General features: G+C 35.2%; 14 protein-coding genes and 1 tRNA gene. 4 read left to right on the top strand and 11 right to left on the bottom strand.

The genetic code is table 11. The features are described from left to right. The first annotated feature begins 6 nt into the window (after positions 1–6). Entirely contained in the window at positions 7–99 is a 93-nt protein-coding gene (locus IU405_RS15860) for an integrase core domain-containing protein (protein ID WP_410896734.1), read from the top strand. 261 nt (positions 100–360) lie between these two features. On the opposite strand, the gene IU405_RS01625 is transcribed toward IU405_RS15860, so the two are convergent. From IU405_RS01625 to IU405_RS01675, 11 genes are all read right to left on the bottom strand, one after another. Then, positions 361–1,611 (bottom strand): type II toxin-antitoxin system HipA family toxin, encoded by a 1,251-nt coding sequence (locus tag IU405_RS01625; RefSeq protein WP_197436883.1) that lies wholly within the window; start codon positions 1,609–1,611, stop codon positions 361–363. A gap of 57 nt (positions 1,612–1,668) precedes the next feature. Next, positions 1,669–1,959: a helix-turn-helix domain-containing protein gene (locus IU405_RS01630; protein WP_197436884.1), complete on the bottom strand. Its 291-nt coding sequence runs from the start codon at positions 1,957–1,959 to the stop codon at positions 1,669–1,671. Between the two features lie 331 nt (positions 1,960–2,290). Then, entirely contained in the window at positions 2,291–2,545 is a 255-nt protein-coding gene (locus tag IU405_RS01635) for a GIY-YIG nuclease family protein (protein ID WP_197436885.1), read from the bottom strand. A 45-nt stretch (positions 2,546–2,590) separates the two neighbouring features. Continuing rightward, positions 2,591–2,668, bottom strand: a tRNA-Val gene (locus IU405_RS01640). A gap of 259 nt (positions 2,669–2,927) precedes the next feature. Next, positions 2,928–4,136, bottom strand: coding sequence for a bifunctional folylpolyglutamate synthase/dihydrofolate synthase (locus IU405_RS01645; protein ID WP_197436886.1), 1,209 nt, complete (start codon positions 4,134–4,136; stop codon positions 2,928–2,930). 42 nt (positions 4,137–4,178) lie between these two features. Beyond that, positions 4,179–4,994 carry an energy transducer TonB gene (locus tag IU405_RS01650; protein WP_197436887.1) on the bottom strand — a complete coding sequence of 272 codons (816 nt, stop codon included), beginning with the start codon at positions 4,992–4,994 and terminating at the stop codon, positions 4,179–4,181. Beyond that, on the bottom strand, positions 4,994–5,386 hold the full coding sequence (locus IU405_RS01655) for an ExbD/TolR family protein (RefSeq protein ID WP_197436888.1): 393 nt from the start codon (positions 5,384–5,386) through the stop codon (positions 4,994–4,996). The genes IU405_RS01650 and IU405_RS01655 overlap by 1 nt, the downstream gene beginning before the upstream one ends. An 87-nt stretch (positions 5,387–5,473) precedes the next feature. Continuing rightward, positions 5,474–6,163, bottom strand: coding sequence for a MotA/TolQ/ExbB proton channel family protein (locus IU405_RS01660; RefSeq protein WP_197436889.1), 690 nt, complete (start codon positions 6,161–6,163; stop codon positions 5,474–5,476). Between the two features lie 346 nt (positions 6,164–6,509). Then, positions 6,510–7,907: a sodium:proton antiporter NhaD gene (gene nhaD, locus IU405_RS01665; RefSeq protein ID WP_197436890.1), complete on the bottom strand. Its 1,398-nt coding sequence runs from the start codon at positions 7,905–7,907 to the stop codon at positions 6,510–6,512. A 12-nt stretch (positions 7,908–7,919) separates the two neighbouring features. After that, positions 7,920–9,152 (bottom strand): Glu/Leu/Phe/Val dehydrogenase dimerization domain-containing protein, encoded by a 1,233-nt coding sequence (locus IU405_RS01670; protein WP_197436891.1) that lies wholly within the window; start codon positions 9,150–9,152, stop codon positions 7,920–7,922. 164 nt (positions 9,153–9,316) lie between these two features. Next, positions 9,317–10,381: an anhydro-N-acetylmuramic acid kinase gene (locus IU405_RS01675; RefSeq protein WP_197436892.1), complete on the bottom strand. Its 1,065-nt coding sequence runs from the start codon at positions 10,379–10,381 to the stop codon at positions 9,317–9,319. A gap of 184 nt (positions 10,382–10,565) precedes the next feature. Between IU405_RS01675 and IU405_RS01680 the strand changes: the two genes are divergently transcribed. From IU405_RS01680 to IU405_RS01690, 3 genes are all read left to right on the top strand, one after another. Beyond that, positions 10,566–11,708 carry an acyl-CoA dehydrogenase gene (locus tag IU405_RS01680; RefSeq protein WP_197436893.1) on the top strand — a complete coding sequence of 381 codons (1,143 nt, stop codon included), beginning with the start codon at positions 10,566–10,568 and terminating at the stop codon, positions 11,706–11,708. Positions 11,709–12,164: 456 nt separating this feature from the next. Beyond that, positions 12,165–13,160, top strand: a complete 996-nt coding sequence (locus tag IU405_RS01685; protein ID WP_197436894.1) for an outer membrane beta-barrel protein — start codon at positions 12,165–12,167, stop codon at positions 13,158–13,160. A 45-nt stretch (positions 13,161–13,205) separates the two neighbouring features. Then, a complete protein-coding gene (locus tag IU405_RS01690; RefSeq protein WP_197436895.1) occupies positions 13,206–14,516 on the top strand; it encodes an ammonium transporter in 1,311 nt (436 codons plus the stop codon). Positions 14,517–14,599: the final 83 nt, after the last annotated feature.

Here is a 14,599-nt window from a genome sequence, read left to right on the forward strand (position 1 = left end):
AAAGATATAAGTCAAGAGTGGATAAACGATTACAATTACAATAGACCACATAAATCACTTAAAAATAAATCACCAATTGAATACAGATTAAATGAATAAAAATTCTATTTTTGAATGGATCGAATTTAAGGGAAGCTTACAATTGACCGAACGAATCCTTTCGTGTGGTTTATAAAATTACAACAGAAATTTCTATATTTACAATATCTAAAATTGCAATGATGAGTAGAAATTATAAATTTCATAATCCAGATGGTTTGTATTTTATTTCTTTTGCAGTTGTAGGTTGGCTGGATGCCTGCCTGCCGCAGGCAGGTTCAATAATTTATCAATCGAACTCCCATTAAAATAAATTATTTTTTAAAAATTAAATGCTTTTTCCATTAGTTCTTGCTCGCTTCTTGGAATACCTATTTTGCTAGCTTCCTCTTTCCAATGTTTGACACTTTCCAGTACTTCATTAATTATGACATCCATTTGTTCTTTGTTTAATCTAAAATAATCACCGACTGTTTTAGCTAGATTAAAATCTAGAGCATTGTTATCTGTATCTATATTTAGCGCTAAACCGTCTTTGTCAATCGATGGGTTGAGATCGTAAGCTGGAGATAAAATCCAACCTCCATCTGTTAGAATAAAACCATGATTCCTTAAATGGTCGTCGGTATTGGAAATGGCTATATTGAAGATTATTCTACGCCATAACTGATGCAAGTTTTCTTCTATATGAACTCCATAATTACTTATGAATTCTGCTAAATCTAAATAACTTGCTGCATTGTCGCGAATGGTGTCTTCATTATTACTCGTCATGGTCATGGCTGATGCAAAATGGATGCGTTCGCCTTTTTCGCGATCAAACCGTTTGGTAAAAAAAGTATTGTAATTTCCTGCAACCTTTTCAATGCTACAAGGCGACATCTTGATTCCCCCTTTTGTGGCTAATATATAGGCAAGGTATTCCCAAGATGCTTTGTCAATGATATCGTTTTTTGATGGGAATTTAGCAATCCAAAGTTCTTTATTTTTGTCTAAAATGTTGGCTTTTGGTCTTGCTCCACCCAATGAAGAACCTGGAGCCATTAATATAGCCAACCATTTTTTTGCTTCGTCATTATTATCCCCATTTTCAAAGCTATTGGCCGCCTGTTGTAATTCTCTAATTGAGGACCATGGCGGTGTAGGTGTTTCATTATTATTGTCTAGAAAAGGTCCCTCTATAGCTGTTTTGAATCGTAAAGCTCCCATACGACTTTCATCGTATACCCCCAATAAATAGTCAATGTCGTATAATGTTGGTATTTTTTCATTTTTCTCTTTGGCTAATTGTGCTACCCGTCGTTTCATTAGTGTACGCCCCCAAGTGTCGGGCATACTGTCTAGGAAGACACCGAAATTTTCTTTACCATTTGGGTATTGTTGTCCGCTATACAATTGAATGTTGGGATCTAATAGGAAGTGATTTCCGGAAGTAAGCCATTGTTTGTCGTATTCAAAACTAAAGGCTTTCTTTCCTTTTGCAAAATGAGCAGCGAGTGTACCAATACATTGAGGTTCGGTCATTCCTACCCAATGTGCGTAAACGTATATGTCGAATTTATTTTGTGCCATTTGCTCTCCTCTATCAATGGTCTAGGCTTCAACAAGCTCAGCCTGACCAATGATTTCTTATTTTAATAATTCTAAATCTTGTAATTTTCTACCTAATTCATCATCTGCAGCTAGTTTTAGAAAATCATCTTGAAGTCCTAATACTCTTAGCACATTAAAATATGCACCAATTGCTACACTAGAATTTCCTTTTTCTATTTGGTATAAAGTAGTTCTAACAATATCTGCTCTTTCAGCTACTTGTACAGCTGTTAACTTACGCCTTTTTCTAGCCAATTTTATATTCTCACCCATTTGTTCTAATATGATGAGATACTTTGGAAATATTGTTTGTTTTTTTCTGCTCATTTTTACAAATGTTCATTAATATGAACAAAAATAATGTTTTTGTATAAAATAACAAACATTTTTGTAAGTTATTTTTGCTTTGTGCTATTACCATCAATTGTATCTACTATTCTTTTATCTATAATTTTAGATAGTAGAAGTTAGATAGTAGAGGTTAGATATAAAATTGTTTTTTAGAAATAAAAAAACCTCAACAAATTGTTGAGGTTTTTTGGTGGGCAATAGCTTGTTCCGAATGAAATTCGGAAAGGGATTCAGCTTGTCCAGCATTTATTTCGGGAACCCCCCGAACTCTCCCGAGTTTAACTGGGGATGCTCTGAACAAACCGAACTAATTACCCTTAGATTGTATCAACTTTTCTAAAAGCGCTCTACTTTTCCAACTCTTTAACTGTCGTTCACGAACTAAACCTTCATTTTTTGATGCGTAGGTTTCCGAATAACAAACCTCCCAATCTTTCGCTCTTGATGTAAAACCTGTATGATTAGACAAATGACTTTTCAGTCGTTCTTCTATATTTTGGGTACTACCAATGTAAAATTTATCTAATTTAGTTGAATAAAGAATGTAGACATAATAACTCATAGCGTTTTAGAAATAAAAAAACCTCAACAAATTGTTGAGGTTTTGTGGTGGGCAATGAGGGATTCGAACCCCCGACCCTCTCGGTGTAAACGAGATGCTCTGAACCAACTGAGCTAATTGCCCTTTTTATTTTGATTCCTAAGGTAAGGAATTTTAATTGCTATTTGATCCCGACTTCTCCCGATGGAATAGGGATGATATGAACCAACTGAGCTAATTGCCCTTTTTATTTTGATTCCTAAGGTAAGGAATTTTAATTGCTATTTGATCCCGACTTCTCCCGATAGAATCGGGATGCTCTGAACTAACTGAGCTAATTGCCCTAAGCGGATGCAAATATAATACAGATTTTAATTCTACCAAAAGAAAAAGTAAATTTATTTTACACTACTTCTGCAACTACAAAGGTGCTCCCTCCTACATAAATGATATCTTGTTGATTTGCAGATTTTAAGGCAGCATTCAAGGCTTTCTTTACAGAAGAAAAAGTTTTTCCTTGTAAGCCAAAAGTTGCTGCTTGTTGTTGTAAAACAACTTCCGAAAGTCCTCTTGGGATGTTGGGTTTGCAAAAATAATACTGTGCGTTCTTAGGGAAAAAGGGGAAAATATCTGCTACTTTTTTATCAGAAACCACCCCTAAAACAATGTGTAATATTTCATACTCTTGACGAACTAGTTGATTCAGTGCTATTTGCAATCCTTCTTTGTTGTGAGCTGTATCGCAAATTACTGTTGGGTGTTGCTGTAAAATTTGCCATCTCCCTTTCAGTTGCGTATTGTTTACGACATTTTGCAAGCCTGCTTTGATGTTTTCATCAGAAATTGAAAACCCTTGTAGTTTTTTGATGGCAGCAAAAGCTGTTTTGGTATTTGATTGCTGATAATCGCCCAACAAATCAGACGTGTACATGGTGGTATCTTCAGAAGCAAATTGAATACTTGCCTTCATTTCAGCAGCTTTCTTTAGAAATACAGAGGCTACTTCTTCTTGATATTCCCCAATCACTACAGGGATATGTTCTTTGATAATGCCCGCTTTTTCACCTGCAATTTCAGGCAATGTTTCTCCCAAAAACTGCATATGGTCATAGCCAATATTCGTAATAACAGCTACCAGTGGCGTGATGATATTGGTGGAATCCAATCTGCCCCCTAATCCTACTTCAACAACAGCAATATCTACTTTTTCATTGGCAAAATAATCAAAGGCCATGCCTACAGTCATCTCAAAAAAAGATAGTTTTTGCGATTCTAAAAAATCTTTGTGAGTGTTGACAAATGCTGTCACTGATCTTTTCGGAATTTCTTTGCCATTGATGCGTATCCGTTCTGTAAAATTCTTTAAATGCGGAGAAGTGTACAAACCCACTTTATAGCCTGCTTCTTGTAAGATGGATGCCAACATGTGACTTGTAGAGCCTTTTCCATTGGTGCCACCTACGTGAATGGACTTGAATTTTTTCTCAGGAAAACCCAATTCTTTTGAAAAAGCAAGGGTATTCGTCAAGTCTTTTTTAAAAGCACTTTCTCCCACTCTTTGAAACATGGGCAATTGTGCAAACATCCATTGTAAGGTTTCTTGATAGTTCATAAAATGATTGCAAATTTTGGAATATATCGCAAAGATACTAGATTATTTAGACAGAGTAAACTTGTAAATAATGGTGCCTATTTGTTTGATAGGTGCATTGCTATCTGGATTCCATGTAGTTTTTAGCGCTGCTTCTTTGGCTGCTTTCATCAGACATGGAGCTGTGTTTGTGGTGTCTTTAAAACCTGGCTCTGCATTGAAAACCTTGCCTTTTCTATCCACTTCAATTCTTACGACCACAGTTCCTTCTTCTTGGCAATCAGGTTGCACAGTAGGTTTTGATTCCGCTTTTCTTCCTGATAAATTATAATTCCCCCCATCAGAATTGTTATTTCCATAGTATTTACTGGAATTTGGGTCGCCTTTATCAGTTCCTTTGACACCGTCTTTGGTATCATCTCCTTCGCCTTTTTGCTTTCCATTAGTTGTATTGGGATTCAACAAACTGTTGAGGGCATCTTGTGCTTCTTTAGAGGGTTTTTTAGGTTCTTCATTTTGAACTTCCTTTTTCACCACCTCTTTTACAGGGGCTGTTTTGGTTTCTTTTTTTTCAACCACCATGACTTCTTTCGAAGTTTCATCCGAAATTATTTTTTCTTGAATCACTTCTTTGGGAGTTTCTGTTACTTCCTCCTGTTCTTTGTCTAGGGTTTCATTTTCTGTAGGATTTTGCTTCACATCTTCTACAGGTTCGCCAAAACCAACATTGCTATCTCCAAAATTAATTGCCAAACCATATTCTTCAGGAGGATCCAAATAGTTCATTCCGAAATTGAATACGATGAAAAGCAAAGAAGTCACTAAAAGTAGCGTGATTGCTGCTGATTTTTGTTTGTGTTTGGTATCTAACAATGGCATTAGTTTCCTTTTACGGCTAAAATCATTTTTAGCTTGTTTTTATTGGCAATATCAATCACTTTCATCACATTTTCATACGCTGCCTCTTTGTCTCCACGAATGATGATGGTTTTCTTTTTATCTGCCCCTACACTTTTCAAAATTTCGCTCTCTAACTCAGTTTCCAATACATTGGTTTTATCAATATAAAACAACGCATCACTTGAAATGGAAACAGCCACAGCAGTATTGTTTTCTGTTTTTCCGCCTGCTTTTGGGAGCAACACATCAATAGCACTTACCGTAACTAAAGTTGATGTGAGCATGAAGAATATCAGTAATAAAAATACAATATCCGTCATGGATGACATGCTGAAAGAAGGATCTATTTTATTTCTGCCTCTTAGGTTCATAATCTATATTCAAGATTTAAAATTTAAAATTCAAAGTTTTTTTGAGATGATGTCAACTTTTAACTTTGAATTTAAAATTTTGAATTATTACACTGGTTCATTCAGCAAATCTAAAAACTCCACTGATTTTGCTTCCATTTGATACACCACTTTATTGGTTCTGACCACCAAATGATTATAGGTTACATAGGCAATAATCCCTACAATCAATCCTGCAACTGTCGTTGTCATAGCTGTATACAATCCGTCAGAAAGCATTTTGATGTCAATTTGCCCACCTGCATTCGCAATTTCGTGAATAGCAATAATCATACCAATCACGGTTCCTAAAAACCCAATCATGGGTGCTGCTCCAGAAATGGTCGCCAATACACTCACATTTTTTTCCAGTTGATAAATCTCTAGTTTTCCTGCAGTTTCAATGGCGGTATTGATGTCGTCCAATGGTTTCCCAATTCTTGAAATTCCTTTATCAATCAACCGTGCAGTAGGAGTATTTTTACTTTTACACAAATCTCTGGCACCCTCTAAATTTCCTTTTAAAATGGCGTCTTTGATTTGGTTCATGAAATTTTTATCCTCTTTAGAGGCTGCTTTGATCGCGAAAAAGCGTTCAAAATAAATGTAAAGCGCTACAATCAATAAAACAAAAAGAATACCAATGATGATTTGTCCGCCCAAACCACCACTTACAATAAGATCGTATATGGAAAGTGTTTTTTCTACGGAAACAGGCTCTGCAATTTCTTGTAAATTATCTTGAAAAAATGAATTCATGTATTTTTTGATTTGTGTATTGTAATAACGATATGTTGTTTTTTAAATTGTTTGAGAGTGATTGTTTTTAGGTTTTAGGTTTGATGTATAAAAAAATTCAAGAATTTAACTTGTTGGGTATGGCTATTTTATTGAAAGATTTTTTTTTTGCCACGAATTCACAAATTTTACATAATTCATAAAAATAATTGTTTTCATCTTTGATGAAAATTCGAATTTATTGAATTGGTAGTCATAAAAAATTCGTGAATTCGTGGCAAATTAATTTTGAAATTCAATTACACCCACTAGATTCAAGAATTGAATAGTTCAATATACATTCTTGAATCTTTCAAACCATTCCTATTTAAAACAAGGTTCTTGTGATCATGAACGTTGCTGAACCGACTACAAAACCTATGAGCGCCAACCAAGCAATATTTTTCAAATACCAGAAAAAATCTATTTTTTCCATTCCCATAGCTACTACTCCAGCAGCAGAACCAATGATCAACATGCTTCCTCCTGTACCTGCAGCAAATGCAATGAAGTGCCACAACTCGTTGTCTAAAGGCTCAGAAAACATTCCTAAACTGGCTGCTACTAAAGGCACATTGTCAATAACCGCTGAACCAACACCTAATAACATCACCACCAAATCAGAAACACCTTCACCATGCAATTCTGTTCCTAGCATAGGTACTGTTTGTTTTAAAGTCGTAGCGAAGTTGAATAAAATTCCCAATGATTCCAACGCGGCAACTGCCATCAAAATACCTAAGAAAAATAAAATACTTGGCATTTCGATTTTTGACAACGAATGATGTACAGGGCCATGTGTGGCATGTTGATTGGATTCTTCTAACGTATTGAAATCAGTCAAGGAGAATTTTCTTCTACTGAAAATTTCGGCAAAGGTTGCTACAACTCCTAATGACAACATCATCCCAACATAAGGAGGTAAATGTGTAATGGTTTTAAATATGGGAACAAAAATAATTGCACCCAAACCTATGAATAGCATTTTACCACTAAACTTACTTTTCGGTTTGTCTTCTTCATTTTCATCAAACTCAATTTCACCTTTGAAAGCTGGCATAAAAGAAGCGATGAATGCTGGCACAGCCATACATAATAATGAAGGAAGAAATAAATATTCTATTAATTTTAAGGTACTCACTTTATCACCAATCCAAAGCATAGTGGTCGTTACATCCCCAATTGGAGACCAAGCTCCACCAGCATTTGCCGCAATGATGATCAAGCCTGCAAACCAAATGCGTTCGTCTCTACTTTTTACGATTTTTTGCAAGATGGAAATCAGTACAATCGTTGCTGTTAAATTATCAATAATTGCGGATAATAAAAAAGCCAATCCAGAGAACATCCATAATAATTTCTTTTTACTTTTAAATCCTACATAGCCTTTGATGGTTGAAAATCCGTCAAAATAATCAATGATTTCTACAATTGTCATGGCACCTAACAAAAACACTAAAATTTCGGCTGTTTTTCCTAAATGATGCAACAAGGTTTCCTCTACCAAATGGACTTTTTCGTCATGCAGTAAAGCCCCAAAACCTTCTACCAAACTATGGTTGCTAGAATCAAACCATGTTGAAAATGAATCAATTCCAAGCGAAACAACTGCCCAAATAACAGCCATCATCACTAAAGCTGGAATTAATTTGTCTAATTTTAAATTGTGCTCGAGGGTAATGGCTAAATATCCGATGATAAATACTCCAATAATTAATGACTCCATAGGTACGTGTGTTTAAATTTTAATCAATTCTTTTAATGCTATTTCAAAAGCGGTTTCGCTAATGCTTGTTTTTGAAGCGCTTTTAGCAAAGGTTTTTTGCAACGCTTTTTTAATTATTTTTGAGGTATCCTCAAAAATAGCTTTGTCTGTCATTTCCACTTTTCGTTCCATAAAGTAGGCGAAAACTCTTGCCATGCCACAATTGGAAATAAAATCGGGAATCAAACTTACTTTCTTATCGGTATCTTCCATGATAGAGCCAAAGAAAATTTCTTTGTCTGCAAAAGGTACGTTTGCTCCGCAAGAAATCACTTCCAATCCCGATGTAATCATTTGATTGATTTGAGATTGCGTAATCAATCTTGATGCGGCGCAAGGTGCGAAAATCTCACAAGGAATTTGCCAAATTTGCTCATTGATTTCTTGAAAAGGAATCATATTTTCTGCTACTAAGGTATTTCCTTTTTTGGCTAAAAAGAGTGCTTTGATTTCTTCGAATGTAAATCCTTCCTCTTTAACCAATCCTCCATCTCTATCAATAATCCCCACAACTTTTACGCCCATTTGCGATAAATAAAAAGCGGCGGCTGAACCAACGTTCCCATAACCTTGCACAACTGCTCTTTTTCCTTTTACAGTTCCGCCATAAATAGCATAATAATGTTTTACTGCTTCTGCGACACCAAAACCAGTAATCATATCTGCCACTGTATATTTTCTTGCAATATTTGGAGACAGTTTTGCATCTTCAATCACTTTGATGACGCCATGACGTAACTGTCCAATTCTATTGATTTTATCAGCTTCTGTTGGTTTAAAATGCCCGTTGAAAACACCTTCTTGCGGATGCCAAACTCCACTTTCTTCAGTAATCGGAATTACTTCGTGAATTTCATCTACATTGAGGTCACCTCCTGTACCGTAATAACTTTTTAGCAAAGGCGCCACAGCTTTGTACCAACGTTCTAAAACACCTTTTTTTCTAGGATCGTGAGGATTGAAATTGATGCCTGATTTTGCACCACCTATAGCAGGTCCTGAAACGGTAAATTTCACTTCCATGGTTTTTGCGAGCGATACTACTTCGTTCATATCTAAGCCTTCACGCATTCGTGTACCACCACCTGCTGCACCACCTCTTAGAGAGTTGATGACTGTCCAACCTTCAGCCTCTGTTTCAGCATCTTTCCAGTGAAAAACGATTTCTGGTTGTTTGTTTTCGTATATTTTTAATAAATCTTTCATGTTGACGTTTCTAAAATTCCATTTTACATTGTTTGTTTTTCTGAAGCATTTTTTTATCTCAGGAAAAGCTAACGTTGATTCATTGTCTCTTTTTAAAAAATTTATTAATTCTACACTTTACGCACAAACTTACAGTAAAAAAAATGATTGCTAAAATTTTTTATTTATTGGTTTGGATAAAAAATAACTCCCGAAGAATGGTTTTTTCGAGCACCCGTAACAGAACTCAAACAATTAATCTGATTATCAACACGTAACAATCCTAGAAATGCAAAAATGAGTGCTTCTTTGAATTCGATGAGTTTCTTGTCAGGTATGATGAATTCACATTTCTTTAAGAATTGTATTCTTTCTACGATGTAAGAATTGTAAGTTCCACCACCTGTGCAAAGTATTTTTTTTCCATCAGCAATTGTTTGAGAGATTTGCCAAGCAATATGATCAGAAAACGTCCGTAAAATAGTTTCTGGAGGTGCGTTTGATTTTTTAAGCAAAGGAAAAATTAGGGATTGAACCCATTCTATTCCCAATGATTTTGGCGGATTTTTTGCATAAAATTCCAGGGTATTTAAGGCGTTGAAAAGCGATTCATCAAAAGTCCCTGATGCAGCAATACTGCCTTCAGCATCATACTCAAACCCCAATTGTTGCGCATAAAAATTCAACACCACATTGACAGGACAAATATCAAAAGCCATTCTTTTTCCTTGATTGTTGAATGAAATATTGGCAAAACCGCCTAAATTGAGGCAATAATCAAATCCTGAAAATAATAATTCGTCGCCAATAGGAACCAAAGGTGCTCCTTGACCACCCAAAGCCACATCTTGCGAACGAAAATCACAGACTATTTTTTGGCGCGTTTTGTTAGCAATCGTTTGTCCATCACCAATTTGAAGGGTGATTCCTTTTTCAGGTTGGTGCAAAATAGTATGCCCATGAGAAGCTATAAAATCGATATGTTGTATCTGAAACTTTGTCAAAAATGCATTGCTATTTTCTGCCAAATAAGCACCATAATTTACAGAAAGAAGTTGAAGCTCTACTTGGGAAAAATGGATGGCGTTTGACAACATTTCCTTCCAATGACTGGGATAAGGAATCGTCTCTACTGAATGAATTTCAAAATTTTGATAATTTTGTTTTTCAAAAGTTACATGCGCGAAATCAATGCCATCCAAGGAAGTGCCTGACATGAGTCCTAGAATGGAAATGGTATTGTTATCCATTGAATTGAGAATGCGTTTTGTTGATTACAAATATAATTGCTGATATCTACAATTGAGTATCCATTTGCAAACTAATTTTCTATCAATTTCATATCTGTAAAAATCATAAAATTTTATTCCATAAATGTTACGAAATCGATATCTTTGAGGGCTTAAATTACGAATATAATAAAAAAATATACAAATGAACTTTAGTTTAACAGAAGAACACCTACTCATTCGTGATGCTGCAAGAGAATTTGCACAAACAGAATTGTTACCAGGTGTGATTGAAAGAGACAACAAACAAGAATTCCCGCAAGAATTGGTCAGAAAAATGGGCGAGTTGGGATTTATGGGAATTATGGTGGACCCAAAATATGGCGGAAGTGGCATGGATACCATATCCTATGTATTGATTATGGAAGAATTGTCAAAAATTGATGCTTCTGCATCTGTAATGGTTTCTGTCAATAATTCGTTGGTTTGCTATGGATTAGAAGCCTATGGAACAGAGACTCAAAAACAAAAATACTTGACAAAATTAGCCACTGGCGAATTCATAGGTGCTTTTTGCTTAAGTGAGCCTGAAGCAGGATCTGATGCCACATCACAAGCTACAACAGCTATTGATATGGGAGATTATTACCTTTTAAATGGCACAAAAAACTGGATTACTAATGGTGGACGTTCAGATGTATATTTGGTCATTGCACAAACTGATAGAGCCAAAGGACACAGAGGAATCAACGCATTTATTGTTGAAAAAGGTATGGAAGGATTTCATATTGGCCCTAAAGAAGATAAATTAGGAATTCGTGGTTCAGACACGCATACATTGCAATTTAATGAAGTAAAAGTTCCGAAAGAAAACAGAATTGGCGAAGACGGATTTGGATTTAAATTTGCCATGAAAACACTTTCAGGAGGAAGAATTGGTATTGCAGCTCAAGCCCTAGGAATTGCTTCAGGTGGGTATGAATTGGCATTGAAATACTCGAAAGAACGCAAAGCTTTTGGAACTGAAATTTGCAATCATCAAGTAATTGCATTCAAATTGGCAGATATGTATACTGAAATTGAAGCCGCAAGAATGCTAGTGATGAAAGCAGCTTGGCTAAAAGACCAAAAAGAAAATTATGACATGGCTTCAGCAATGGCAAAATTATACGCTTCGAAAGTAGCCATGGAACAAACTGTAGAAGCCGTTCAAATTCACGGCGGTAATGGTTTTGTAAAAGACTATCATGTAGAACGTTTAATGCGTGATGCAAAAATTACTCAAATTTACGAAGGCACTTCCGAAATCCAAAAAATAGTCATTTCAAGAGGACTGATTAACGGATAAGGTTCGTTTTTTTACTTTTTTACACAAAATCCACCATTTTTAGGTGGATTTTTTTATTCCTAAACATTAGCAACTTTTCATATTGTTTGTTTTCCAAACAATCCCTTATACCTCTTGGATTTTACTGCAATCAAAATCGATAAAAATGCAAATAATTTGAATTTTTATTGAATTTTTAATAGGTAAGTGATTCTAATTATTGCATTATTTTTTAGAAACCCCTCATTTTTATGAATATCTTAAAATAATATGCCAATTTTTTACAAACATCCTATTTTACATCCTTCACTTACCAAAAAATACATTTATCTTAATTTAACCCCTATTTTTTTGAGGGGTCATCTCATAATTACATCGTTTTCGGAAATTGACCCCCTTGTTTTTTAGGATTAACTATATATATTTGACCCGTTCAAATAACTAAAATCAATTTAAAAACTAAAAAGAACAAACATTATGAAGAAAATTATTTTTACTTTATTATTAACAAGTAGTTTAATAGTAATTGGACAAGAAAAAGACGACAAAGGAACATTTACGTTGAGTGGAACAGTAGATGTTTATGGTACAACAAACTTTACGAGCGGATCAGGTACACCTGGTATTTTAATTGCAAATCCAGAAAATGCAAACGCTTTTGGTTTGGGATTTGCGAATACTATTTTTGCTTATGAAAAAGGAAAAGCTGGAGTTGTAGCTGATTTAGCATTTGGTCCTAGAGCAGATGATGCAAATTTAGCAGGCGCCATCAATCAATTATATGTTTATTATAATTTGAGTGATAAAGTTACAATTACAGCTGGTCAATTCAATACTTTTTTAGGGTATGAAGTAATTTCACCATCTGCTAATTTTCATTACACAGTATCTTATCTATTTAATGCAGGACCTTTTTCACACACAGGTGTAAAATTGAACTATGCTGCATCAGAAGATTTATCTTTTATGTTAGCAGTAACAAATGCACATGCACTAACAAGTGCTGATGGTAACTTTGCTGATGCTACTCAATTAGGTGCTCAAATTGGCTACAAAGGACAATATTTGAATTTTATTTCTGGAGCTATTGACGCAACATCTGCGAAAGATTGGTTGTTTTTAGATTATACTGGGGGATTTGATTTGTCTGATACATTTTATTTAGGAATCAATGGTGCTTATGCAAATTCTAGTGATGATGATGCAGGCTATAAAGGTGTTGCTTTATACTTACAAAACAAATTTTCTGATAAATTCGCATTAGGTTTAAGACCTGAGTTTTTTACATCAACCTCTGGAGGTGTTGACTCAAATGTTTCAGCTTTCACTTTAACTTCTAATGTTAGCTTAACAGAAAACTTAAAATTCATCACTGATTTAAGATTTGATTCATCAAAAGATGGAATTATTGAAGCTTTTCCAATGAAAGACAACACGTCTACATTGACACTTGCTGCAGTATATTCTTTCTAAAAAATATAGTACCAAAAAACAAAAAACTAACTAAAAATTTACACAATGGGTTTATTATTATCAATGATTCAAGAAACAACTGCAACAGTGGATATTGCTGCTGAGGTTGAGAAAATAAACGGAGACATGGGAATGCTTTGGATGCTTTTAGCAGGTATCTTAGTATTCTTTATGCAAGCAGGATTCTTCTTAGTAGAATCTGGAATGACAGATTCGAAAAATGCGGTTAATATTGCTATGAAAAACTTCTTAGACATTGCTGTAGGATCTTTAGCATTTTGGTTTGTAGGATACTCTTTAATGTATGGTTCTGATGCTTTTATGGGAGTTTTCCATTGGAGTGGATTTACCTTCTCTCAAGGAGCAGCAGATTTATTTTTCCAAACTGTTTTTGCTGCAACTGCTGCAACTATTGTATCAGGAGCAATTGCTGGAAGAACAAAATATACAACGTATGCTATTTTCAGCATTGTAGTAACAGCAATTATTTATCCAATTGCAGGTGGTTGGGAATGGAATGGCGGATGGCTAAACAATACTGATGGCATTATGCCAGCCGAGTTTATCGACTTTGCAGGTTCATCAATTGTACACTCTGTAGGAGGATGGGCAGCTTTGGTTGCTGCATGGATGGTAGGTCCAAGAATTGGAAAATACTTAGATGGCAAACCTGTTGAAATGCATGGACACAACCAAATGTATGCTACGTTAGGGGTATTTATCCTTTGGTTAGGATGGTTTGGTTTTAACGGCGGATCGCAATTAGCTTGGGGTGGTGATGATGCAGTTGCAGCTTCACAAGTAGTATTGGTTACCAATTTAGCCGCTTCAGCTGGTGCCATTGCAGCATTGGTATTCACTTGGATTAAAAATGGAAAACCAAACTTAGGAATGACCTTGAATGGTGCTCTTGCAGGGTTGGTAAGTATCACAGCAGGTTGTGGTAACATGACCGAAAGCGGTTCTATTTTAGCTGGTTTGATAGGAGGTGTCTTGGTAGTATTGTCCATCGGTTTTATTGAAAAAACATTGAAAATCGATGACGCAGTTGGTGCCATCTCTGTTCATGGAGTTGCAGGTGCTTGGGGTACATTAGCTATCGGACTTTGGGGTGTTGATGGTGATAAAGGAATTGGATTGTTCAATGGTGGTGGTGCTGCACAATTAGGTGCGCAAGCTATTGGAGTTGTTGCTTATGCAGTTTGGGCAATTGTACTTTCGTTTGTATTCTTATACATTATCAAAGTAATATTTGGTGGATTGAGAGTAACAGAAGATGAAGAAATACAAGGACTTGACATTTCAGAACACGGATCAATTGCGTATCCAGGAAAAAGAGTAAGAGAAATTGAATAGAAAATTAGTTTAGTTATTATTTTTATGAGAATCACATGGCTTCAATGCCATGTGATTTTTGATGAAAAAAAACTATTTTCACA

The organism is Polaribacter sp. BAL334, assembly GCF_015767435.1.
In the GTDB taxonomy this organism is placed as follows: Bacteria; Bacteroidota; Bacteroidia; order Flavobacteriales; family Flavobacteriaceae; genus Polaribacter.

What these genes read in the sequence shown, in the direction of transcription:
- IU405_RS01680 (WP_197436893.1), top strand. Translation starts at nt 10,566, where the DNA reads ATGAACTTTAGTTTAACAGAAGAACACCTACTCATTCGTGATGCTGCA.
- IU405_RS01645 (WP_197436886.1), bottom strand. Translation starts at nt 4,136, where the DNA reads ATGAACTATCAAGAAACCTTACAATGGATGTTTGCACAATTGCCCATG.
- IU405_RS01625 (WP_197436883.1), bottom strand. Translation starts at nt 1,611, where the DNA reads ATGGCACAAAATAAATTCGACATATACGTTTACGCACATTGGGTAGGA.
- IU405_RS01635 (WP_197436885.1), bottom strand. Translation starts at nt 2,545, where the DNA reads ATGAGTTATTATGTCTACATTCTTTATTCAACTAAATTAGATAAATTT.
- IU405_RS01630 (WP_197436884.1), bottom strand. Translation starts at nt 1,959, where the DNA reads ATGAGCAGAAAAAAACAAACAATATTTCCAAAGTATCTCATCATATTA.
- IU405_RS01685 (WP_197436894.1), top strand. Translation starts at nt 12,165, where the DNA reads ATGAAGAAAATTATTTTTACTTTATTATTAACAAGTAGTTTAATAGTA.
- IU405_RS01670 (WP_197436891.1), bottom strand. Translation starts at nt 9,152, where the DNA reads ATGAAAGATTTATTAAAAATATACGAAAACAAACAACCAGAAATCGTT.
- IU405_RS01660 (WP_197436889.1), bottom strand. Translation starts at nt 6,163, where the DNA reads ATGAATTCATTTTTTCAAGATAATTTACAAGAAATTGCAGAGCCTGTT.
- IU405_RS01650 (WP_197436887.1), bottom strand. Translation starts at nt 4,994, where the DNA reads ATGCCATTGTTAGATACCAAACACAAACAAAAATCAGCAGCAATCACG.
- IU405_RS01675 (WP_197436892.1), bottom strand. Translation starts at nt 10,381, where the DNA reads ATGGATAACAATACCATTTCCATTCTAGGACTCATGTCAGGCACTTCC.
- nhaD (WP_197436890.1), bottom strand. Translation starts at nt 7,907, where the DNA reads ATGGAGTCATTAATTATTGGAGTATTTATCATCGGATATTTAGCCATT.
- IU405_RS01655 (WP_197436888.1), bottom strand. Translation starts at nt 5,386, where the DNA reads ATGAACCTAAGAGGCAGAAATAAAATAGATCCTTCTTTCAGCATGTCA.
- IU405_RS01690 (WP_197436895.1), top strand. Translation starts at nt 13,206, where the DNA reads ATGGGTTTATTATTATCAATGATTCAAGAAACAACTGCAACAGTGGAT.